This is a genomic window from Streptomyces hilarionis, from assembly GCF_024539675.1.
In the GTDB taxonomy this organism is placed as follows: domain Bacteria; phylum Actinomycetota; class Actinomycetes; order Streptomycetales; family Streptomycetaceae; genus Streptomyces; species Streptomyces hilarionis.
In genome coordinates this window covers 14,670-37,232 of sequence record NZ_JAHHIT010000056.1, presented here as the reverse complement: position 1 = coordinate 37,232, position 22,563 = coordinate 14,670, and the positions used below count along the sequence as shown (strand labels likewise).

15 protein-coding genes are annotated in these 22,563 nt (G+C 73.6%); 13 read left to right on the top strand and 2 right to left on the bottom strand.

Annotation, left to right across the window (positions count from 1 at the left end; all coding sequences use genetic code 11):
* Nucleotides 1-47 precede the first annotated feature (47 nt).
* The 5 genes from KMS84_RS14525 to KMS84_RS14505 all read left to right on the top strand — a co-directional run bounded on the left by KMS84_RS14525 (nt 48) and on the right by KMS84_RS14505 (nt 10,207).
* The gene (locus KMS84_RS14525; RefSeq protein WP_256916629.1) at nt 48-4,676 is read left to right on the top strand and encodes a non-ribosomal peptide synthetase; all 4,629 of its coding nucleotides are present in this window, start codon (nt 48-50) and stop codon (nt 4,674-4,676) included.
* 81 nt (nt 4,677-4,757) lie between these two features.
* Nucleotides 4,758-5,975 (top strand): 3-deoxy-7-phosphoheptulonate synthase, encoded by a 1,218-nt coding sequence (locus KMS84_RS14520; RefSeq protein WP_256916628.1) that lies wholly within the window; start codon nt 4,758-4,760, stop codon nt 5,973-5,975.
* Nucleotides 5,972-8,005 carry an anthranilate synthase family protein gene (locus KMS84_RS14515; protein ID WP_256916627.1) on the top strand — a complete coding sequence of 678 codons (2,034 nt, stop codon included), beginning with the start codon at nt 5,972-5,974 and terminating at the stop codon, nt 8,003-8,005. The genes KMS84_RS14520 and KMS84_RS14515 overlap by 4 nt, the downstream gene beginning before the upstream one ends.
* Nucleotides 7,992-8,600 carry a flavin reductase family protein gene (locus KMS84_RS14510; RefSeq protein ID WP_256916626.1) on the top strand — a complete coding sequence of 203 codons (609 nt, stop codon included), beginning with the start codon at nt 7,992-7,994 and terminating at the stop codon, nt 8,598-8,600. Before KMS84_RS14515 ends, KMS84_RS14510 begins: the two co-directional genes overlap by 14 nt.
* A gap of 113 nt (nt 8,601-8,713) precedes the next feature.
* Complete coding sequence (locus tag KMS84_RS14505) at nt 8,714-10,207, top strand: 4-hydroxyphenylacetate 3-hydroxylase family protein (RefSeq protein WP_256916666.1); 1,494 nt, start codon at nt 8,714-8,716, stop codon at nt 10,205-10,207.
* An 86-nt stretch (nt 10,208-10,293) separates the two neighbouring features.
* Here the strand turns inward: KMS84_RS14505 and KMS84_RS14500 are convergent, their stop codons facing one another.
* Nucleotides 10,294-10,998 (bottom strand): O-methyltransferase, encoded by a 705-nt coding sequence (locus KMS84_RS14500; RefSeq protein ID WP_256916625.1) that lies wholly within the window; start codon nt 10,996-10,998, stop codon nt 10,294-10,296.
* A gap of 218 nt (nt 10,999-11,216) precedes the next feature.
* Between KMS84_RS14500 and KMS84_RS14495 the strand changes: the two genes are divergently transcribed.
* The 7 genes from KMS84_RS14495 to KMS84_RS14465 all read left to right on the top strand — a co-directional run bounded on the left by KMS84_RS14495 (nt 11,217) and on the right by KMS84_RS14465 (nt 19,154).
* On the top strand, nt 11,217-11,750 hold the full coding sequence (locus KMS84_RS14495; protein WP_256916624.1) for a VOC family protein: 534 nt from the start codon (nt 11,217-11,219) through the stop codon (nt 11,748-11,750).
* Complete coding sequence (locus tag KMS84_RS14490) at nt 11,747-12,703, top strand: 3-methyl-L-tyrosine peroxygenase-related protein (protein WP_256916623.1); 957 nt, start codon at nt 11,747-11,749, stop codon at nt 12,701-12,703. The genes KMS84_RS14495 and KMS84_RS14490 overlap by 4 nt, the downstream gene beginning before the upstream one ends.
* A 96-nt stretch (nt 12,704-12,799) precedes the next feature.
* Entirely contained in the window at nt 12,800-13,759 is a 960-nt protein-coding gene (locus KMS84_RS14485) for an LLM class flavin-dependent oxidoreductase (protein WP_256916622.1), read from the top strand.
* A complete protein-coding gene (locus tag KMS84_RS14480) occupies nt 13,756-14,619 on the top strand; it encodes a PhzF family phenazine biosynthesis protein (RefSeq protein WP_256916621.1) in 864 nt (287 codons plus the stop codon). The genes KMS84_RS14485 and KMS84_RS14480 overlap by 4 nt, the downstream gene beginning before the upstream one ends.
* Nucleotides 14,620-14,671: 52 nt before the next feature.
* Nucleotides 14,672-16,465 (top strand): gamma-glutamyltransferase family protein, encoded by a 1,794-nt coding sequence (locus tag KMS84_RS14475; protein ID WP_256916620.1) that lies wholly within the window; start codon nt 14,672-14,674, stop codon nt 16,463-16,465.
* Nucleotides 16,466-16,527: 62 nt separating this feature from the next.
* Entirely contained in the window at nt 16,528-18,831 is a 2,304-nt protein-coding gene (locus tag KMS84_RS14470) for an ATP-binding cassette domain-containing protein (protein WP_256916619.1), read from the top strand.
* A gap of 122 nt (nt 18,832-18,953) precedes the next feature.
* A complete protein-coding gene (locus tag KMS84_RS14465; RefSeq protein WP_256916618.1) occupies nt 18,954-19,154 on the top strand; it encodes a tautomerase family protein in 201 nt (66 codons plus the stop codon).
* 68 nt (nt 19,155-19,222) lie between these two features.
* On the opposite strand, the gene KMS84_RS14460 is transcribed toward KMS84_RS14465, so the two are convergent.
* Nucleotides 19,223-20,407 (bottom strand): FAD-dependent monooxygenase, encoded by a 1,185-nt coding sequence (locus KMS84_RS14460; protein ID WP_256916617.1) that lies wholly within the window; start codon nt 20,405-20,407, stop codon nt 19,223-19,225.
* 170 nt (nt 20,408-20,577) lie between these two features.
* On the opposite strand from KMS84_RS14460, the gene KMS84_RS14455 reads away from it, so the two are divergent.
* A complete protein-coding gene (locus tag KMS84_RS14455) occupies nt 20,578-22,533 on the top strand; it encodes a chorismate-binding protein (protein WP_256916616.1) in 1,956 nt (651 codons plus the stop codon).
* Nucleotides 22,534-22,563 lie beyond the last annotated feature (30 nt).

The window sequence follows — 22,563 nt, the reverse complement described above, 5'->3', positions numbered from 1 at the left end:
CGCCGGTCGCCCGACGTCTCCGGAGGGGGCGGACCGTGAACAACCCTTTGACATCGGCTGTTCTGGACCTGGCCAGGAGAACACTCCGTTCCCCCGGTCTCAGGCCCGACGAGGCCTTCTCCGACCACTGCGACGACCCCGCGCTGCTGGAGCAGCTGGGCGCGGTGCTGCGGGCCGTCTTCGCCGTCGACCCGCCGGCCGGGGAACAGCTGGGCGCGCAGAGCGCGGCTGCCGTGGCCGAGCGGCTCGCGCGGGGCCGCGCCGGCTCCGGCGGACAGGAGCTGACGGCCGGGTCCGCGCCGCGCGACGGCGCCACGACGCAGGCCTCGTTCGGCCAGAGCGGCATCTGGCTCATCGACCAGTACCTGCCGACCCCGCAGGCCTACAACGGCCCGTTCCTGACGCGGCTGCCGTTCCGGCTCGACGGGGAACGGCTGCGGCGGGCCGTCGCCGGGGTGCTGCGGCGCCAGGAAGTCCTGCGCACCACCTACGCCTTGCGTGACGCCCGGCTCCTCCAGGTCGTCTCCGACGACGACACGGCCTTCCACTACGGCGTCGAGCAGTACGGCGACGACAAGGAACTCGACGCGCTCGCCCGGCGGGTGGCCAACACCCGCCTCGACCTGGAGCACGGGCCCGTGGTCTCGGTGACTTGTGCGCTCGGTCCGGGTGCGGAGAGCGCGATCGTCTGCAACATCCACCACATCGCGTCCGATGCCGCCTCGGCCGGGATCTTCCTGCGCGAACTCCTCGACGCCTACGACCGCACCGGGCGGGGCCTGCCGGTGGAGGCCGTGCCGGGACGCCCGCAGTACGCCGACTTCGCGGAGTGGCACCGCAGGCACCTCACGCCCGAGCGGACCACCCGGCTGCTCGACGAGTGGGCCGACCGGCTCGCCGGGGACCTGCCCGTGCTGGCCCTGCCCTCCGACCGGCCCCGGCCCGCCGCGCAGGAACACCGGGGCGCCACCCTCCCGTTACGCGTCCCGGCCGGGGTGACCGAGAAGCTGGAACGGCTGGCGAAGCAGGAGGGTGTCACGCTGTTCATGGCGCTCCTCGCGGTGTACGGCACGTTCCTCGCCAAGCTGAGCCGCCAGGAGCGGGTGCTGATCGGCTCGCCCGTCTCCCTGCGGGACGACCCGCAGACCAAGGACCTCGTCGGCTACTTCGTCAACATGGTCGTGCTGCGCCAGGACGTGACGGGCGCGATGACCGTGCGCGAGGTGCTGGGTCGGGCGCGCGAGGAGGTGGCCGGCGCACTGCGGCTGAAGTGGGCCCCCTTCGACAAGGTCGTGGAGCGGCTGCGGCCCGACCGCACCGGCGCTCACACGCCGGTCGTGCAGACGATGCTCGTCCTGACCGATCCCGGCTCCGCCCAAGTCACCTACGAAGCAACGCCCTTGACCATCCGGCGTGACATGGCGCACGGCGCGAAGTACGACCTGTCGGTGGTGTTCGCCCGGGAGGCGGACGGGCTGCTCGGCAGCCTGGAGTACGACGCGCACCTCTTCGACGAGGCGACGGCGCGGAGCATGGGCGAACGGCTGGGCCGGCTGCTGACCCGGTTCGCCGAGGCGGCTCCGGACACCCCGGTCCGCGATCTCGGACTGCTTGCCGCCGACGAGGAGCGGGAGGTGCTGGCCCACGACGACCGTGTGGACCGCTCGGCGCCTGCGGTGCCGGTGGCCGCACTGTTCGAGCGGCAGGCGGCGGCGACCCCGGACGCCGTGGCCGTGACGGACGGCGCCCACGGGTGGACGTACCGCGAACTGGACGAGCGGGCCGGACGGCTCGCGCGGGTCCTGCGCGAGGAGGGCGCGGCGGCGGGCCGCCGGGTCGCGATCGCCCTGCCCCGTTCGGTCGAGATGGTCGCGGGACTGCTCGCCGTCGTGAAGTCAGGGGCGTCCTACGTGCCGCTGGACCCGTCGCACCCGCCGGAGCGGGTGGCGTACGTCCTGGACGACACCGAGGCCCTCCTCGTCCTCACCGACAGCGCCACGGCCGACCGACTTCCGCCTGGCACACAGCTGTTGGAGATCGACCGGGAGGCGGACCGGATCGCCGCCGCCGACCCCGCGCCACTCGGCCCGACCCGGACGCCCGACGACGAGATCTACGTCATCCACACCTCCGGGTCGACCGGCGCCCCCAAGGGCGTCGTCATCCGGGACCGCACCGTCGGCAACCTGGTCGCCGCCCAGCACCGGATCAGTCCCTGCGGGGCGACGGGCACCACCCTCCAGTACATGACGCTCTCCTTCGACGTCTCCGTCATGGAGATCCTGGGGACGCTCTGCGTCGGCGGAACACTCGCCCTGATCCCCGGTGAACTCCACAAGGACCTGCACCGGCTGGCCGCGTTCGTCGCCGAGCACGACGTCACCCGCCTGTACCTGCCGTACATCGCGCTCCAGCGGTTCGCGGCGCTCGCCGTCGCGGAGGACCTGCGCTGCGACGCGCTGCGCGAGGTGACCTCGGTCGGCGAGGCGCTGGTCGTCTCCCCGCAGATCCGGGAGTTCTTCGCCCGGCACCCCCGCGCCCGGCTGCTCAACATGTACGGCCCGTCCGAGACCCACCTCGCCACCTGGCACGAGCTGTCGGGCGACCCCGCCGACTGGCCCGAGGCCCCGCCGATCGGGCGGGCGGTCGACGGGATGCGGCTGCGCGTCCTCGGCCCGGACCGCGAACTCCTCCCGCCGGGCGTCACGGGCGAGCTGTACATCGGCGGCCCGTACCTGTCGCCCGGCTACCGGGGCCGGCCCGAGGAGACGGCACGGCGCTTCCTGCCCGACCCGTACGGCGGCGAGGGCGAGGTGATCTACCGTACGGGCGACCTCGTCCGGTGGAACGCCCGCGGCGACCTGGAGTACCTGGGCCGCGCCGACGACCAGATCAAGATTCGCGGCTACCGCGTGGAACCCAGCGAGGTCGAGGCCGCCCTCGACGCCCTCGACGGAGTGCGGGACTCGGCGGTGGTCGCGGTCGAGTTCGGGCCGGGCGACCGGCGGCTGGTGGCCGCCGTCACGGGCGAGGGCGCCGACGACACCGCACGGCTGCGGGCCGCGCTCGCCGAGCGGCTGCCGGAGTACCTGGTGCCCGCGCACCTGGTCCGGCTGGACCGGCTGCCGACCACGCCCAGCGGGAAGATCGACCGGGGCGGGCTGGCCGGACGGCTGGCCGCAGAGGTGCGCGACCGGGGCGCCGACCAGGACGCCAGGGCGGCACAACCGCCGCGGACCGGGACCGAGCGCGCGATCGCCGAGGCCTGGGCGGACATCCTGGGCGGCGGTGTCCCCGGACGCGACGGCGACTTCTTCACCCTCGGCGGCAACAGCATCATCGCCACCGAACTCGTCTACCGGCTGCGGACGTCGTTCGAGGTCGACATCCCGCTGCGGACCCTGTTCGACAACCCGACGGTCGCCGGGATGGCCGCGCGGATCGACGAGCGGCGGGCGGGCGACACCACCGCCTTCACGGAGCCCACGGCCGACCTGCGCGCCGACGTGACCCTGCCGGACACCGTCCACCCCGGCGACCGGACACCGGTCGCGCCGGACGCCGCGACCCGGTTCCTGCTGACCGGCGCGACCGGCTTCCTCGGCTGCTGGCTGCTGCGGGAGCTGGCGAGCTTCCCCGGGCACACCGTGACCTGTCTGGTGCGCGCCGAGGACGCGGACGCCGCCCTGGCCCGGCTGCACGCCACGGCCGACCGGTACGGCATCACCGATGGCATCGACTGGGAACGGGTGCGCGCCGTCCCCGGCGACCTGGCCCGGCCCCGGATGGGCCTGTCCGACGCGGACCACGACGAGCTGGCCGGATCGGTCGAGGCGGTCCACCACGCGGCGGCGCACATCAACTTCGTGCTGCCGTACGCCTCGGTGAAGCCGGCCAACGTCGACGGCCTGCGCTCCGTACTGGAGTTCGCCGCCACGGGACGGCTCAAGCACGTGCACCACATGTCGACCGTCGCCGTGTTCGCCCCCGGCCGCGAGGGCGGGACGATCACCGAGGAAGCGGTGCCCGACAGGTGTGAGGGCCTCGGCATCGGCTACACGCAGAGCAAGTGGGTCGCCGAGGGCATCGCCCGCCTGGCGCGGGAGCGCGGGATGCCGGTGACCGTCTATCGCATCGGCCGGATCTCCGGCGACAGCGTCACCGGCGCCTGCCAGGCCGACGACTTCCTGTGGCGGCAGATCAAGAGCTTCATCGAACTCGGCTCGGCCCCGCCCGCCGAGGAACTCACCACCGACCTGCTGCCGGTGGACTTCGTCGGCCGGGCCGTCGCCGCCCTCTCCCGCGAGCCGTCCGCCGACGGCGCCACGTACCACCTGTTCCACCCGCGCGGCTCCGACTTCACCCCCGTGCACGCCGCCGTCCGCGACTGCGGGCACCCGCTGGACACGGTGCCCGCCGAGGAGTGGCTGACGCGCCTGGAGGAGTCGGCCCGCCGGCCCGGGGGCAACGCCCTCGCCGCGGCCGTCCCGCTGTTCCGGGAGGGCGCGCTCGAACTGGGCGAGAACACCTACGGCAACGAGCGGACGACCCGGCTCCTCGACCGCCTCGGGCTGCACTGGCCCGACATCGACCGCCGGTCCCTCGCCCGCATGATCCGCTGGTTCGAAGCGGCCGGTGAGCTGGACGACCGTGCCCTTGCGCGGCAGGGCGCGTAGACCGGGCCGCCCAGCGGCTCCCCCCACCCAGACATCCGCAGGCGGTCACTCCCCTGGCCGCTCAGAACGAAGGCCGACAGCATGTCTCGATACCCCTTTCCGGGCGCCGGACACGACCCGTTGATCGCCTCGATGGTGGCCGCTCTCCCCGCCCGCCAGCAGCCTCAATGGCCCGATCCCTCCCGCCTGGCCCCCGTGCACGACCGGCTGGCCCGCGAGTCGCCGCTGGTGTCGTACGCGAGCGTCCGCGAGCTGCGCGGGCTCCTCGCGCGGGCCGCCGAGGGCGAGTTCTGCCTCATCCAGGCCGGCGACTGCGTGGAGTTGACCACCGAGTGCGCACCCTGCGACGTCGAACGCAAGGTGGAGATGCTCGACGTCCTCGGCGACGTCATGCGCACCGGCTCCGGTCTGCCCGTCGTGCGCGTCGGGCGGATGGCCGGGCAGTTCGCCAAGCCCCGCTCCGACGACTGGGAGACCGTCCCCGGCGGACGGCTCCCGGTGTTCCGGGGCCCGGTCGTCAACGCGCCGGAGGCCTGCGAGGAGGCCCGCACACCCGACCCGTCCCGCGTCATCACCGGACTGGAGGCCGCCCGCTGCGCCGTCACCGCGCTCGACCGGCTGGGCCGCGGCGAGGGCGCCGCTCCCGAGGACCGGGTGTGGACCAGCCACGAGGCGCTCCTGCTCGACTACGAACTCCCCCAAGTACGGCGGCACACGGACGGCGGCAGCTATCTGGCGTCCACGCACTGGCCCTGGATCGGCGAGCGCACCCGTCAGGCCGACTTCGCACACGTGCGTCTGATGACCGAACTGGACAACCCGGTGGCGTGCAAAGTCGGGCCCGAGGCGACCGTCGACGAGGTGCTGGACCTGTGCGCGGCGCTCGACCCGCACCGGACCCCGGGCCGGCTCACCCTCATCGCCCGGTTCGGCGCGGACCGGGTCGCCGGACTGGCCCCGCTGGTACGGGCGGTGCGGCAGGCCGGGCACCCGGTGCTGTGGATGTGCGACCCGATGCACGGCAACACCGTGAAGACGCCCGACGGGCTCAAGACGCGACGCCTCGACACGATCATGTCCGAGATCCGGCAGTGCGTGGACGTCCTGGCGGAGAACGGGGAGCGGTGCGCGGGGCTGCACCTGGAGGCCTCGCCCGATGACATCTGCGAGTGCGAGGGCGCGGGTCGCGTCCCCGTCCGCGGGCCGGGCTACCGCAGCCTGTGCGACCCCCGGCTCAGCCTCGTCCAGGCCGTCGCCGCCGTCGCACACTGCCGGCTGCCCGTGGGGGCGGCCGTATGACCGCGCCCCCCGCCACCACCGCCGCTCCGGCGCAGGCCCACGACGCGCTGCTGCCGCCGCCGGGCCACCCCTTCGCGGTGCTGCACCGCTCCGGCGCCGGCCGCACGGCGCCGGTGGAGATCCTCAGCGGCCCGGTACGGCGCGAGGACGACCTGGACGCCCTCGGCCTGGACCGGCCCGGCGGGGCGACGCGGTCCACGGACGGCGGCGCGGACGCCCCGGACACCCTCGTCCTCGCCCCCTACCGGCAGATCCGCGAGCGCGGCTTCGCGCACCCCGACGACGGCGAGCCGCTGCTCGCCATGGAGGTGCGCGAGCACCGGAGGGTCCCCCTCGACCGGCTGCTGGCCTGCCTGCCGGACCGGGCGCCGCGGGTGGAGGACACCCGCTTCGACATCGACGACGACGGCTACGCGGCGGCCGTGGACGCCATCGTCCACCGCGAGATCCACCGCGGCGAGGGCTCCAACTTCGTGCTGGCCCGCAGCCTGCACGGCCGCATCCGCGCCTTCGACCGCACGGCCGCCCTCGCCGTGCTGCGGGGGCTGATCACGGCCGAGACCGGCGCCTACTGGACGTTCCTGATCTTCACCGGCGACCGGTACCTGATCGGCTCGACCCCGGAGCAGCAGGTGCGGGTGCGGGGCGACCTGGTCGAGATGAACCCGATCAGCGGGACCTACCGCTACCCGCGGACCGGCGCCGACCTGCCGGGGCTGCTGCGCTTCCTGCGCGACCCCAAGGAGACCGACGAGCTGTACATGGTCGTCGACGAGGAACTGAAGATGATGGCGGCCCTGTGCGGCGACGAGGTCCGGGTCAGCGGGCCGTCCCTGAAGTGGATGTCCCGGCTCGCGCACACCGAGTACTACCTCTCCGGCCGTTCGGACCGCCCGCTCACCGAGATCCTCCGCACCACGATGCCCGCGCCGACCGTGACGGGCAGCCCGGTGGAGAACGCCTGCCGGGTGATCGAGCGGTACGAGCCGCGCGGCCGGGGCTACTACAGCGGGGTCATCGCCCTGCTGGGCCGCGAGGGCGGGCAGCGGCGGCTGGACGCGGCGCTGATGCTGCGCATGGCGGACCTCGGGGCGGACGGCACCGTACGGCTGACGGCGGGCGCCACCGTCGTACGGGAGTCGGTGCCGGCGCACGAGACGGCGGAGACCACCGCCAAGCTGTCGGGTCTGCTGGACGCGCTGTCCGGTCGGCGGTCGGCGAAGGCGCCGGTGCCGGCGTCCGCCGCGGGGCTGGCCGAGGCCGGTCCGGTGCGCGGCGCGCTGGCCGCCCGCAACGACGGGCTGGCGGCGTTCTGGCTGCGCGGGACCGGCGACGTCAGAGCCGCCCGGGCCGTGGCGGGCGCCGAGGTCACGATCGTCGACGCCGAGGACGGGTTCACGTCGATGCTCGCCTACCAACTGCGGTCGCTGGGCTGCTCGGTGCGGGTGGTGCCCTGGCACCGGACGGCGGGCGGGGTCGCCGGGTCGCCGGGCGTGGTCCTGCTCGGACCGGGGCCCGGCGATCCGCGGGACACGGCCGATCCCCGGGTGCGGGTGCTGCGGGCCACGGCCCGCGAACGGCTCACGGCCGGGCTGCCGTTGGCGGCGATCTGCCTGGGACACCAGGTGGTGTGCACGCTGCTGGGGCTGCGGGTGGCCCGGCTGCCCGACCCGGCGCAGGGCAGACGGCTGCGGGTCCCGCTGTGGGGCAGGCCGCGCCGGGCCGGCTTCTACAACAGCTACGCCGCGCGGGCCGACGGCGACCGGCTGCACCCGCCGCTGGGCGGCGGGCCGGTGCAGGTGCAGCGCGCCGGCGACGAGGTCATCGCGCTGCGCGGCCCGGCCCTGTCCACCATCCAGTTCCACGCGGAGTCGTTCCTGACCGAGGACGGCCCCGGCATCCTGGCCGACCTGCTGACCGACGCTCTGGCGCCGGCCGCGGCACCCCGGCCGGGCGTCCACGACAGCGACGGGGCCGGTGTCCACGTCACCCGGCTCCGGGAGTCCAGGGGGACCCATGAGCATGCCTGAGCGAGGGGGCGTGGACACCGCGCCCCGGCCGATCGACCCGCGCGCCCTGCGCAGTTGCATGGGCCAGTTCGCGACGGGGGTCACGGTGATCACCTGCCGCCGCGGCGACCTCGTGCACGGCACCACGGTCAACGCGTTCACCTCAGTGTCGCTGGACCCGCCGCTGGCCCTGGTGGCGCTGGACCGGCGCAGCCGGGCGGGCGCGCTGCTGCGGCAGGACGGCGACTACGTCGTCAACATCCTCGACGCCTCGCAGCGCGATCTGGCGATGCACTTCGCCGGTCGGCCCATGGCGGAGCCCGTGCCGTGGGTGGACGAGGACGGGCCGCACCCGCGGCTGGCGGGCACGGTGGCCCATCTGGTCTGCCGGCCCTGGCAGATCCACGACGGCGGCGACCACACGCTGCACATCGGGAGCGTCGAGGAGTTCGAGAGCCGTCCGGGACGGCCGCTGCTGTTCCACGGCGGCGCCTTCCCGGCGCTGGCGCCGGACGACTCCGCCGTCGCCTGGTCGCTGTGCCTGGACGGCATGGACCCGGTGACGCACCTCCCGGTACCCGAAGAGCCCGACAGGACAGACAGGACAGGGGACTGACGTACATGACGGACACGAGGCACAGCACGGGCGCGGCGGAAACCCCCGCCACCGGGGCCACCGGCGCCGCGGGCGCCACCGGTGACGCGGCGCCGCGCCGCACGACCCGCCCGATGACCGGCGACGAGTACCTGGAGAGCATCCGCGACGGCCGGGAGATCTGGGCGTACGGGGAGCGGGTCGACGACGTCACCAAGCACCCGGCGTTCCGCAACACGGCGCGGATGACGGCGCGGCTGTACGACGCGCTGCACGACCCGGAGCACCACGACACGCTGACCACGCCGACGGACACCGGCAGCGACGGCTACACGCACAAGTTCTACCGGGTGCCGCGCAGTGTGGAGGACCTGGTCGGCGACCGGGACGCGATCGCCCGCTGGGCCCGGATGACGTACGGCTGGATGGGCCGCAGCCCCGACTACAAGGCGAGCTTCCTCGTCACGCTGGGAGCGGACCCGGACTACTACGGGGAGTTCGCGGACAACGCCCGTCGCTGGTACGCGGAGGCGCAGGAGCGGGTGCTGTTCTGGAACCACGCGGTGATCAACCCGCCCGTGGACCGCAACCGGGCGCCGGACGAGGTCGGCGACGTGTTCGTGCACGTCGAGAAGGAGTGCGACGACGGCCTGGTGGTCAGCGGCGCGAAGGTGGTGGCGACGGGGTCGGCGCTGACCCACTTCAACTTCGTCGCGCACTACGGACTGCCGGTCAAGAAGAAGGAGTTCGCGCTCGTCGCGACGCTGCCGATGGACGCGCCGGGGGTGAAGCTGATCTGCCGCCAGTCGTACGAGCTGGCCGCGAACCGGATGGGCAGCCCCTTCGACTACCCGCTGTCGAGCCGCCTCGACGAGAACGACACCGTCTTCATCCTGGACAAGGTGAAGATCCCCTGGGAGAACGTCTTCATCTACGGCGACACCGCGAAGGCCGGGACCTTCCTGAACACGTCCGGGTTCACGCACCGGCTCACCTTCCACGGCGTGACCCGGCTCGCGGTGAAGCTGGACTTCCTCGCCGGCCTGCTCCTCAAGGGGCTGGACGTGACCGGCACGAAGGATTTCCGGGGCATTCAGACCAGGGTGGGCGAGGTGCTCGCCTGGCGGAACATGTTCTGGGGTCTCAGCGACGCGATGGCGCACAATCCGAACGCATGGCACGACGGCGGACTGCTGCCGAACCTGGATTACGGCATGGCATACCGCTGGTTCATGACGATCGGCTATCCGCGGGTCCGCGAGATCATCCTTCAGGACCTCAGCAGCGGCCTCATCTACCTGAATTCCCACGCCAAGGATTTCCAGAACCCCGAACTGCGGCCGCATCTCGACCGCTACATGCGCGGGTCGAACGGATACGACTCGGTGGAGCGGGTCAAGCTGATGAAGCTGATCTGGGACTCGGTGGGCACGGAGTTCGGCGGCCGGCACGAACTGTACGAGCGCAACTACTCGGGCAACCACGAGAACGTCCGTATCGAACTGCTGATGGCGCAGACCGCGTCCGGCCTGGTCGACGGCTACCGGGGCTTCGCCGAGGAGTGCATGTCCGAGTACGACCTGGACGGCTGGACGGCGCCGGACCTCATCGGGCCCGACCAGGCATGAGCGGCGGGCCGGCACGACGACGGGGGCGGCGGACGGCCGGTGTCCGGTCCGCCGCCGCCCCCGGGGGGCCGCCCTCCCGCCGGGCGTCAGCGCGGGGCGGGCGCCTCGGGCCGGCCGTCCGGGTCGGGCAGGATCACGGCCAGGGTGAAGCCGTCGTAGCCCTTGGCGCCCACCGTCTGGATCGTGGTGGCGCTGACCCTGGGCTCCGCGGCGACCTTCTCGTGGAAGCGCCGCATCCCGCGCACGCCGCCGTCGGGGTCGTCCGCGTCGGCGACGGCGCCGCCGAGCACCACGTTGTCGACGACGATGACGCCGCCGGGCCGGGACAGTTCGAGCGCCCAGTCGAAGTACTCCGGGGTGTCGGGCTTGTTGGCGTCGATGAAGACCAGGTCGAACGGCTGCTCCCCGGTCTTCGCGAGGTCGGGCAGGATGTCGAGCGCCCGGCCCACCCGCTGGTCGACGCGGTCGGCGACACCGGCCCGCGCCAGATGGCCGGCGGCGGTCTCGGCGAACGAGCGCTCCCACTCGATGGTGACCAGCCGTCCGCCGGGCGGCAGGGCGCGGGCGAGCCAGATGGAGCTGTACCCGCCGAAGGTGCCTATCTCCAGAATGCGCTCGGCGCGCTGGACGAGGGCCAGCAGGTGCAGCAGCTTTCCCTGGGAGCGGGAGACCCCGATATCGGGGAGGTCGAATCCGATGTGTGCCTGGGCGGCGGCGGCCAGGGCGGGGTCCTCGTCACCGAGAACCGTGTCGAAGTAGCCGTCCACCGCGCTCCACTGATGCTGTGTCATGACTCCAGTGTTCCCCGTGAGGAGGAAATTCGGCACCCCGAAGGAAGGAATTCCAGAAAAACGGCGGATTCATGTCGTCCACTTATCCCCGTCGGTTAGTGGAGCGGATTCCCGGGAATTCGCCTGCCTGAACGAGAAAAAGAACGCCTCTCGTTTCCCCCCACCGACCCACCCCTCGATCTCTCCTGGCACGACTTCAATGAGAGGAGCGCAGTATCTTGCAGCGAACCGGGAACACGACAGAGCGACCGCCGAACCCCCGCCTCGGCCCTGATCCCACCCCCGATCTCCATCTCGTACCGGAGCTGCACCACGTGGGCGTGCAGACGGACGACCTCGACAACTGCGCCGCCTGGTACGAGGAGTTCTTCGGCTGCCGGACCAACTGGACGCTGGACGCCTTCTCCGACCTGACGCTGAGCCGCCTGCCCGGCATCACCCGGCTGACCGAGGTGATGGTGGCCGGACTGCGCTTCCACCTCTTCGAGCGCACCGGGCACGACGGCGCCGTCCCCGGTGCCAACACCCGCCAGTTCCAGCACGTCTGCCTCGCCACCGGCTCCCCCGAGGAGCTGCGGGCCTGGCGCGAGCGCTGGTTCCGGCTGTACGAGTCCGGCCGGTTCACGTTCGCCGGTGACGAGGAGCCCACCGACATCGTCATCGACGACGACGGCGTCCAGAGCTGCTATGTCCTGGACGTCAACGGCCTGGAGTTCGAGTTCACCTACGTACCGCCAGGAGGAGACCGATGAGCATGCGCGCCCCCCGCACCGTGACCGAACTGCCGGTGCCCGACGGCTGGGACTTCGGGGACTTCCCCTACGGCCTGGAACCGCTGACGCTGCCCGAGCCGCCGACGCCGGGAACGGAGACCGCGATCTCGGACGTGCTGCCCGCCGACACCTCCCGCGTGCGGAGCGCCGCACCGTGCCCGCGCACGGGGCCGGCGCTCGCCGCCGAGGAGATCTCCCACCAGCTGTTCTGGTTCCGCTGGATCACGGGACACCAAGCCACTTTCGCCATATGGCAGTTGACCGCGCACGCCCTGCACCAGGCCCGCTCCCGTTCCGACCCCGCGCCGTCCCTTCGGGCGATGACGGACCTCACCGACGCCTACACCGCGATGCTGCTGTACACCAGTTCCTGCCCCACCGACGTCTACGGCACGGTGATCCGGCCGAGCATGTACCTCCAGCACCGCAGCTTCAGCGGCACCTGGGCCCCGGACTTCGTGCCCGTGCGCTCGCTGCTGCGGGGCAAGAAGACCGAGTGGGAGGGGACGCCGGAGGCCGAGCGGCTGAAGAAGGCGGTGCAGATGTACCACAGGGTGCACGCGGGGGTGGCGGCCAAGCTGGTGCCGGGCGGCCGTTCGCTGCTCCAGGAGTCGGCCGCGGAGGTCGCACCGACCCGCCCCGAGACCCAGGCGCTCATCTACGACCACTACTTCCTGACCCTGCGGGCCCCGGTCGACGCGACGGAGCTGGTCGGCCAGTTGCGAAGCCGGCTTCGGGCCATCACGCAGGACGTGGCGACCAACGGCCTCTATCCCGGCCTCAGTCCGCAGGAGGACGCCGCCTTCCCCGAGGAACTGCGCGGCGACGAGGTACGCCAGGGCTACGAGGAGGGCTTCGCGTCGGTCCTGGGCCGGATCGACGCCGCCGCCGGGCAGCTCAGGCCGCGGGTGCTGCACCACAGCGCCCCCTGACGCGACACCGTCCGGCACGACGAGGCCGGACGACGTCCGGCACGACGGAGCACGACGGAGCACGCCGGCATCCGGTACGACGAAGGAGGAGTACGCGTGCGGCACGGAGTGGTGATCCTCCCCGAGCGGCGCTGGTCGCGGGCGCGCGAGCAGTGGGTCCTGGCCGAGCGCCTGGGCTTCGACCACGCCTGGACCTACGACCAACTGATGTGGCGGTGGCTGCGGGACGAGCCCTGGTTCGCCTGTGTCCCCACCCTCGCCGCCGCCGCGGCCGTCACCTCGCGGATCACGCTGGGCACGATGGTCGCCACGCCCACCTACCGCCACCCGGTGACGCTGGCCAAGGAGGTGATGTCGCTGGAGGACGTCGCCGGAGGCCGCTTCGTCTGCGGACTGGGCGCGGGGGCGGGCGGCCTGGACGACCGGGTGGTGGACCCCACCGAGCGGACCCCGCGCGAGCGCGCCGACCGGTTCGCCGAGTTCGTCGAGGCGCTGGACCTCCTGCTCACCGAGCGGAGCGCCTCGTACGCGGGCGAGCACTACGCCTTCGACGACGTGCCGGTGAACCCCGGCTGCCTGACACGGCCCCGCGTGCCGTTCGCCGTCGCCGCGACCGGGCCGCGCGGGATGCGGCTCGCGGCGCGGCGGGCGGACACCTGGGTGACGGCCGGTCCGCCCGGCCGCTTCGACGCCCTGCCCTACGAGAAGGCGCTGCCCGACATCGCCCGGCAACTGGACGAGCTCGACGCCGCGTGCGAGGCGACCGGCCGCGACCCGGCCACGCTGGACCGGCTGCTGCTGACCGGCGCCCTGGTCGGCGGGGTGCTCGAATCCGTCGAGTCGTACCGGGACGCGGTGGGCCGCTTCGGCGAGCTGGGCGTCACCGACCTGGTCGTGCACTGGCCGCGCGCGTCGTTCCCGTACGAGGGCGACCCGCGTGTGCTGGAGGCCGTCGCGCAGGAGGTGCTGCTCCCCGGACGGGAGGCGGCTGCGCGGACCGGGCCCGTGTCACCCCGGCCGGGCGGCGCCCCCAGTGGCGAAGGAGAGCGACGTTGATCGCGTACGAGATCGTCGACATGTTCACGGACACCCCGTACGGCGGCTGCGCCCTCGGCGTCGTCCCCGACGCGGCGGCGCTCTCCACGGCGGACATGCTGGCCGTCGCGCGCGAGACCGCCCTGACGGAGACGGCGTTCGTGGTGCCGCCGGCCCTGCCGGGGTCGACGTACGGAGTGCGGGTGATGACCCCGGACGGGGAGTCGCCGTACGGCGGGCACAGCGCGGTGGGCACCGCGAGCGCGCTCGTGCGCGCCGGGCGGCTCGCGGCCGGGAAGGCGGTGCAGGAGTGCGGCGGCAGGCAGCTCGCCGTGACCGCCGGGGCCGACGGCTCCACCCTGTCCGTCGCGGGCGAGCCGCTGCTGCGGCCCGAGTGGGACCCCGGCCCGCTGCTCACGGCGTGCGGCCTGACGGACACCGATCTGACGGGCACTCCGCGTCTGACCGGCTTCGGACCGGCGTTCCACGTCCTGCCGGTGGGCGCGAAGGCCCTCGCGCGCGCCGCGGCCGACCTGGCCGACCCGGTCTGGGCGGACTGCCCGGACGCGGTGCTCGTCGCCTGGGACCCGGCCGGCCGCACCGCCCGCGTCCGTGTGTTCGCGCCCGGTTACGGCATGCCCGAGGACCCGGCCTGCGCCTCCGCCGCGCTGGGGCTCGGCGCCTGGCTCGCCGAGGAGAAGGCGCTCCCCGGCGTCGACGGCCGCCACACCTACCAGGTCCGTCAGGGCGAGGGCCTCGGCCGTCCGGCCACCCTCTCCTGCACCGTCGACCTCACCGGGGGCCGGGCCACCGCCGCCACGGTCCACGGCCGGGTCACCGTCACCGCCTCCGGCCGGATGACACCCCCCGGACGCCCCTGACCCCCCGCTCCGCCCCGCGGTCCGACCGTACGACCAGAAAGGATCCTCCCAGGTGCTCTTCCGACCGGAACTGCACGGCACCCGCGGTGCCGTCGCCTCCACCCACTGGCTGGCCTCCCAGACGGGCATGTCCATGCTGGACCGCGGCGGCAACGCCTTCGACGCCGCGACCGCCGCCGCCTTCGTCATCCAGGTGGTGGAACCGCATCTCAACGGGCCGGGCGGTGACGTCCCGATCCTCGCCCACCGCTCGGGGACCGGCTCGGTCGACGTCGTCTGCGGGCAGGGCCCGATGCCGGCCGCGGCGACGCCGGAGGCCTTCACCGAGCGGGGCCTGGCCGTCGTCCCCGGTTCCGGACTGCTGCCCGCCGTCGTCCCCGGCGCCTTCGGCGCCTGGCTCCGCCTGCTCAAGGAGTACGGCACGCTGCCCCTGGAGGACGTGCTGGAACCGGCCATCGGCTACGCCGAGCACGGCTACCCGGTGCTGCCCAAGTGCGCCGCCATGATCGGCGCGCTCACGGAGCTGTTCCGCGACACCTGGACGGAGTCGGGCCGCACCTACCTGCGCAACGGGGTCGCCCCGCGCGCCGGGGAGCGGGTCACCAACCCGGCGCTGGCGCGCACCTACCGGCGGCTGGTCGCCGAGGCGAGGGCGTCCGGCCGGGACCGCGAGGGACAGATCGACGCGGCGACGGAGGCGTTCTACACCGGCTTCGTCGCGGAGGCCGTCGACACCTATCTCGCCAAGGCCGAGGAGATGGACTCCACCGGCCGCCGCAACAGCGGCCTGCTCACCGGCGCGGACCTGGCGGCGTGGCGACCGCGTGTGGAGCGTCCTCTGAGCCTCGACCACCGGGACCTCACCGTGCACAAGGCGGGCCCCTGGTCGCAGGGTCCCGTCTTCCTCCAGCAGCTCGCCCTGCTGGCCGACGCCGACCTCGCCGCGACCGGCCCGGAGAGCTCGGAGTACGTCCACACGGTGGTCGAGGCCGCCAAGCTCGCCTTCGCCGACCGGGAGGCCTGGTACGGCGACCCGGACCACGCGGACGTCCCCGTCGCCGCCCTGCTGGACCCGGCCTACACCGCCACGCGGCGGGCGCTGCTCGGCGCGGAAGCCTCCTACGAGCTGCGGCCCGGGCGGCCCGGCGGGCGCGAGCCGCTGCTGCCGCCGCTGCACGACGAGAGCGTCGCGCCCGCCGACCCGGCCTGGCTGGGCGAGCTGGAGCAGGGCATCCCGGCGATCATGAAGCTGACCGCGGCGACCGGCGACACCTGCTGCGTCAGCGTCACCGACGCGGCGGGCAACATGGTGGTGGCGACGCCCAGCGGCGGCTGGCTGAAGAGTTCCCCGGTGGTGCCGGGGCTGGGCTTCCCGCTGGGTACCCGGGGACAGATGGCGACCCTCACCCCCGGCCACCCCAACACGGTGGCGCCCGGCAAGCGTCCGCGGACCACGCTGAGCCCGACCTTGGTCCTGCGGGACGGCCGGCCGTACCTGGCGTTCGGGACGCCGGGCGGCGACCAGCAGGACCAGTGGACGCTCAGCTTCTTCCTGCACCACACCGAGCACGGGAAGGGCCCGCAGGCGGCGATCGAGGCGCGCACCTTCCACACCGACCACGTGCCCACCTCCTTCGCCCCGCGCCGGTTCCGGCCGGGCACCGTCGTCCTGGAGGGCGGCTGGCCCGCGGCGGAGGTCGAGGCGCTCCGGCGGCGCGGGCACCAGGTGGACCTGGCGCCCGACTACTCGCTCAGCAAGGTGTGCGCCACCGGGCTGACCGCCGACGGGCTGGTTCTCGGCGCGGCGAGTCCACGCGGCGAGCAGGCGTACGCGGTCGCGGGGTAGGAGAGGAGGACAGGATATGGTTTCCTCCAGGAAACCACCCTCCTAGCGCGGAAGGTGCTGACATGGCCGCTCACCGGAAGAACCACCGTGGGGACTTCATCGTGCTGGGCGAGGCCCGGCAGAACAATCTCAAGGGCGTCGACCTGCGCATCCCCAAGGGGAAGCTGACCGTCTTCACCGGGGTCTCCGGGTCGGGGAAGTCCTCGGTGGTCTTCGACACGCTGGCGATCGAGTCGCAGCGCCAGCTCAACGAGACCCTGCCGGCCTTCGTCCGCCACCGGATGCCCAAGTACGAACGGCCCGACGCGGGGGTGATGGAGAACCTCTCCACGGCGATCGTCGTCGACCAGCGGCAGGTCGGCGGCAACGCCCGCTCCACGGTCGGCACGATGACCGAGATCCTGCCCATGCTGCGGGTGCTGTTCTCCCGTGCGGGCACGCCCAGCGCGGGCCCCTCCCACATGTACTCGCCGAACGACCCGCGCGGCATGTGCGAGGAGTGCCAGGGCCTCGGCACGACGGTCCGCCTGGAGCTCGACAAGCTGCTCGACGAGGACAAGAGCCTCAACGAGGGGGCCATCCGCTTCCCGTCCTTCGCGGTCGGCACCTTCCAGTGGCAGCTGTACGGCGAGTCCGGGCTCTTCGACCCCGACCAGCGGTTACGCGACTTCTCCGCCGAGGACCGCGAACTGCTGCTGCACGGAAAGGGGTTCACCGTCGACCGGGCGGGCCGCAACGGCGTGTACAAGAACGAGTACGAGGGTGTCGTCGAACGCTTCACCCGCCGGTACATCACCCCCGGCCTCGACAACGCCAAGACCAAGGAGCGCGCGGAGATCGAGCGGGTGGTGACCCAGGGCCCCTGCCCCGTCTGCCACGGCGGGCGGCTCAACGAGGCCGCCCTCGCCTCCCGCATCGACGGCGACAACATCGCGGACTTCTCGGCCATGGAGATCACCGACCTCATCGAGCGGCTGGCCCGGATCGACGCGCCCGCCGTCAAGCCGGTGGTGGCGGGCGCGCGGGCCGCGCTGGAGCGCATCCAGGCGGTCGGACTCGGCTATCTGAGCCTCGGACGGCAGACCAGGACCCTGTCCGGTGGCGAGGCCCAGCGGCTCAAGATGGTGCGCCACCTGGGCAGCAGCCTGACCGGGCTGACGTACATCTTCGACGAGCCCAGCGTCGGCCTGCACCCGCGGGACGTGCGACGGATGAACGACATCCTGCTCGCCCTGCGCGACAAGGGGAACACCGTGCTGGTCGTCGAGCACGACCGGGACGTCATCGCGATCGCCGACCACGTGGTCGACATGGGCCCGGGGGCCGGCCGCGACGGCGGCGAGGTGACCTTCGAGGGCACCCCGGCGGCGCTGCGCCGCTCCGCCACGGTCACCGGCAAGCAGCTGCGGAGCGTGACCGGGCTCAAGGAGGAGGTCCGCTCCCCCACCGGCGAACTGACCGTGCGGGCGGCGAAGCTGCACAACCTGCAAGACGTCACGGTCGGCTTCCCCACCGGGGTGCTCACCGCGGTGACCGGCGTCGCCGGCTCCGGCAAGAGCACCCTCGTGTCGAAGGTGTTCACCGCCCAGCATCCCGACGCCGTCGTCATCGACCAGTCCTCGGTGGGGATCTCCGCGCGGTCCAACCCGGCGACGTACACCGACATCATGGACAGTCTGCGGCAGCGGTTCGCGCGCGCCTCGGGCGAGAAACCGGGACTGTTCAGCTTCAACTCGGAGGGCGCCTGCCCGCAGTGCGGCGGCAAGGGCGTCATCGAGACCGACCTGGCCTTCATGGACCCGGTCACCACGGTGTGCGAGGCGTGCGACGGCCGCCGGTTCAACGACGAGGCGCTGCGGCACACCGTGGGCGGCCGGACGGTCGTCGACGTCCTGGCCATGACCGCCGAGGAGGCGTCGGACTTCTTCGACGACGCGCCCGTACGCCGCAAGCTGGCCCTGCTCACCGAGGTCGGGCTGGGCTACCTCACCCTGGGCCAGCCCCTGTCCACGCTCTCCGGAGGCGAGCGGCAGCGACTCAAGCTGGCGCACCGTCTGAAGGAGACCGGCACCGTCTACGTCTTCGACGAGCCGACCACCGGTCTGCACATGAGCGACACGCGCCGGCTGCTGGACCTGTTCGACCGCCTCGTGGACGGCGGCAACACGGTGCTGGTGATCGAGCACGACCTCGACGTCGTCAAGCACGCCGACTGGGTCGTGGACCTCGGCCCGGAGGCGGGCAGCCAGGGCGGCCGGGTGGTGTTCGAGGGCACCCCCGCCGAGCTGGCCCGGGCGAAGGACTCGCACACCGGCCGCAGCCTCGCGGCGGACCTGCGCACCGCCCATGAGCACAACTCGTCCTGAGACACGGTCCCAGGACGCAGCCCACGAGACAGCCCGAGGGCGCGACCCCGGGACACGGCCCCGGCACACCGTCGGGACCGTGTCCCGGGGCGCTGTCCCGGTCAGAACCCAAGGAGTCGGAGATGCCCCTCATCCGCGTCACCTTGCTGGAGGGCCGCTCGCCGCAGGAGGTGGCCGCCCTCGGAGCGGCGCTCACCGCGGCGGCGCACGAGACCCTCGGCACCCCGGTGGAGTCCGTCCGGGTGATCGTGGAGGAGACGCCGCCGGAGCGCTGGTTCGTCGGCGGCCGGTCGGTGGCCGAGCGGCGTGCCTCCCCCTCGTGACCCGCCCCGTCACCGCCGCGGGCCGCCCCGGAGCCACCGGGGCGGCCCGCACGGCCGGGAGCGCCGGTTCAGCGCACGGCGGCCCCGCGCGGGCCGCGGTCGGCGCGCGCGAAGCGCTCCCGGACCCGCTCGACGCGGTCCGGGGACCAGGACGCGAGGTCGTCGCGGGTGAGGCGGCCGCTGCGGGTGATCAGATGGGCGTTGAACGCCTCCGGTTCGAGGTCGGCGTACTGGTCCAGTTCCTCGAACCACTCCTGGCTGGTGCGCGCGGTGCGCTGCATGGCCGCGACCTCCGGCAGGCGTTCGGCCTCGTAGGCGGCGAGCGCCTCCGGCACCGACCCATGGTCGTCCAGGGCCAGGGCGAGCGCGAGGGCGTCTTCCATGGCGAGCCGGGTGCCCGAGCCGACGGAGAAGTGGGTGGTGTGCGCGCTGTCGCCGAGGAGGGCGACGCGGCCGTGGCTCCAGCGCCGGTTGCGGACGGAGACGAAGCGGCCCCAGCGCGACCGGTTGGTGCGCAGGCCGTGGCCGTCCAGGACGTCGGCGAAGAGGTCCGCGAGCCGGTCCGTGTCGCTCCTGCCGGAGGCGTCCGGCTCACCGGCGTCGCCCTCGCTGAAGCCGGCCGCCTCCCACACGCGGTCGTCGACCTCGGCGATGAAGGTACTGAGGCCGGGAGCGTAGGGGTAGGCGTGCGCGTGCAGGGTGCCGTGGTCGGTCTCGGCGACGGCGAAGGTCAGGGCGGTGAAGGCCCGCTCGGTGCCGAGCCACAGATAGCGCGAGCCGCGCCGGGTCGTCTCGGTGCCGAACTCCTCCCGACGGGCTTCGCGGGATGCGGAGTTGACGCCGTCGGCGGCCACCACCAGGTCGTACGTGCGGGCCAACTCGTCCGCGCCGGGGGCGCGGGTGCCGTGGCGGACGGTGACGCCGAGGTCGGCGCACCGGGCGCGCAGCAGGGCGAGCAGGGCGCGGCGGCCGATCGCCGAGAAGCGGTAACCGCCGTTGCGCGAGGTGCGGCCCCGGTGGTGGACGTCGATCCTCGACCAGTGGGCGCACTCGGCGCCGAGCGCGGCGAACAGCGGGGGGTCGGCCGCCTCGATGCCGCCGAGCGCCCCCTCGGAGAAGACCACGCCGAACCCGAAGGTCACGTCGGGGGCGTTCACCTCCCAGACGTCGATCTCGCTTCCGGGGCGCAGCCGTTTGACGAGCGCGGCCGTGTAGAGGCCGCCGGGCCCGGCTCCGATGATCGCGATTCGCATGACACCTCACGGGGACTCGGTCGAGTGACGGGGTGGCGCGCGCGGGGGACGGCAAGTGGCCCCTCCAACGGACTACGTATTGCCCGTGAGAGCGAAAGTATTGTCCGCAGGGAAACCAATCGCCTCGGGCGGTCCGCCGCCGCGCGGCCGATCGGGAGGGGGCGCGGCCGATGAGGCCGACGACGGACGCCAAGGTGCTGGAGCGGCTGTACGGGGCGGACGTGCCGCCCTTCGCGCTGCTGCGCAGACAACGGCCCGGCGCGCCCGGACCAGCACCGGTGGAGCTGCTGTTCGGGGATGTGGACACCGGGAAGTCGTCAGGGCCTTGGGGGTCTTCGGGGTCCGTGGATGGCGCGGAGACCGTCGGGTCGCTGGACTGGGCCGGTCCGCCCGGTGCCGCGCCGGGGCCGGGCCTCCTGGCCCTGCTGCCCTTCCGGCACCTGGCCGCACACGGCCTGCCCTGCCATGACGACGGCACGCCGGTGCGGGTCCTGCGGGTGCGCGAGCACCACGTCCTGCCGGCGGACGCGTTCACCGACCCTCGCCTTCCCGGCGCGGGGCCGCTGGAGTGGCGGGACGCGGGGTTCACGACGACCGACACCCAGTACGAGGACCTGGTGCGAGGGTTCGTCGCCTCAGACGCGGCCCGCGGCGGGCTGAACGTCCTGCTGCGCCGCGACTGGACCGCGCGGCTGCCGGACTTCCGGCCCGCGGTGGCGGTGGACCTGTTCCGGCGGTTGCTGACCGCCGAGTCGGGCGCGTACTGGACCTTCGTCGTGCACACCGGGGGCGCGCGGCCGCTCACCCTGGTGGGGGCCACGCCGCAGGGGCACGTGGGCGTCGAGGGCGGCCGGGTGGTGATGAACCCGCTGTGCGGCACATACCGGCTCCCGCCGCAGGGACCGGACGCCGGAGATTTGCTCGCCTTCCTCGCCGACCGCAAGGAGTCGGAGGAACTGGCGACCACGGTGGACGCCGAACTGGCGTTGCTGTGCGGGCTGTCGGGGCCGGGCGTGCGGGTGGAGGGGCCGTTCCTGCGCCGGATGGCGCATCTGCTGCACACGCAGTGCCGCATCAGCGGACCCGCGGCAGCCGGGGCCCGGGAGACCCTCGCACGCGCCCTGTTCGCGTCGACGGTCGTGGGCAGCCCGTACGCCGACGCCTGCCGGGCGATCCACCGCCACGAGACGACGGGGCGCGGCTACTACGGCGGCGCCCTCGCGCTGATCGGCCGCGACGCCGCGGGGGCGGAGGAACTGGACTCGGCGGCGGTGATCCGGACCCTGGTCGTGGACCACCGGGGTGAAGCGCGGCTGTCGGTGGGGGCGACCGTGGGCGGCCGGTCCTCGCCGGAGGCGGAGTCGGCCGAGACCCGCACCAAGGCGCGGACCGTGCTGACCGCCCTCACCGCGCAGCCGCCCGCCGCCGCGCCACCGCCCGCCGCCGCGCAGGAGCCCGCGTCCGCGCCCCGCGCCTGTGGCGTGCCGGTCTTCGACGCGGCCGTACGGGACGCGCTGGACCGGCGCCACGCGGCGCTGTCGTCGTTCTGGACGGAGGGCACCGCCGCCCCGCCAGTGGGCGCAGCCCCGGTGCTGGTGCTGGACCCGGGCGGCGACCCGGTCGCCGAACTGGCGGCCCTGTTGCACCTGGTCACCGCCGTGCAGGGTCCCGCCGTGGTGGTCCGGTACGACGCCCCCGGCGCCGCCGACACCCTGGTCCGACACGCGGGGCCCGTGCTGCTGGCGTCCGGGCCGGGCCGCCCGGACGACCCCCGGTGCGTACGGATGGCGTCGCTGCGCCGGACGGCCGCGTCCCTGGTACGGGAACGGCCGCCCGGCGGGCCCCCGGTGGCCGGGGTGGGCCTCGGCTTCCAGTTGCTGGCGCTGGCCGCCCTGCCGGAGGCCCGGGTCGTGCCCAGGAGCGGCGGCACAGGACTGGCGCGGGAGGTCGAGGTCTTCGGCAGGCCGGTCACCGCCGCGTTCCGCAACGCCCACGCGATCGTGTCCGGTCCGGACGGGCACGAGGTGGTCGCGCTCGGCGAACAGGCCGTGCGGGGCGTGCAGTTCCGCCCGGAGTCGGTGCTGACGACCGACGGGGCCGGGGTACTGCGCCGACTCCTCGGCTGACTCCCCCGGCCCGTCGTCGTCCGGTGCCGT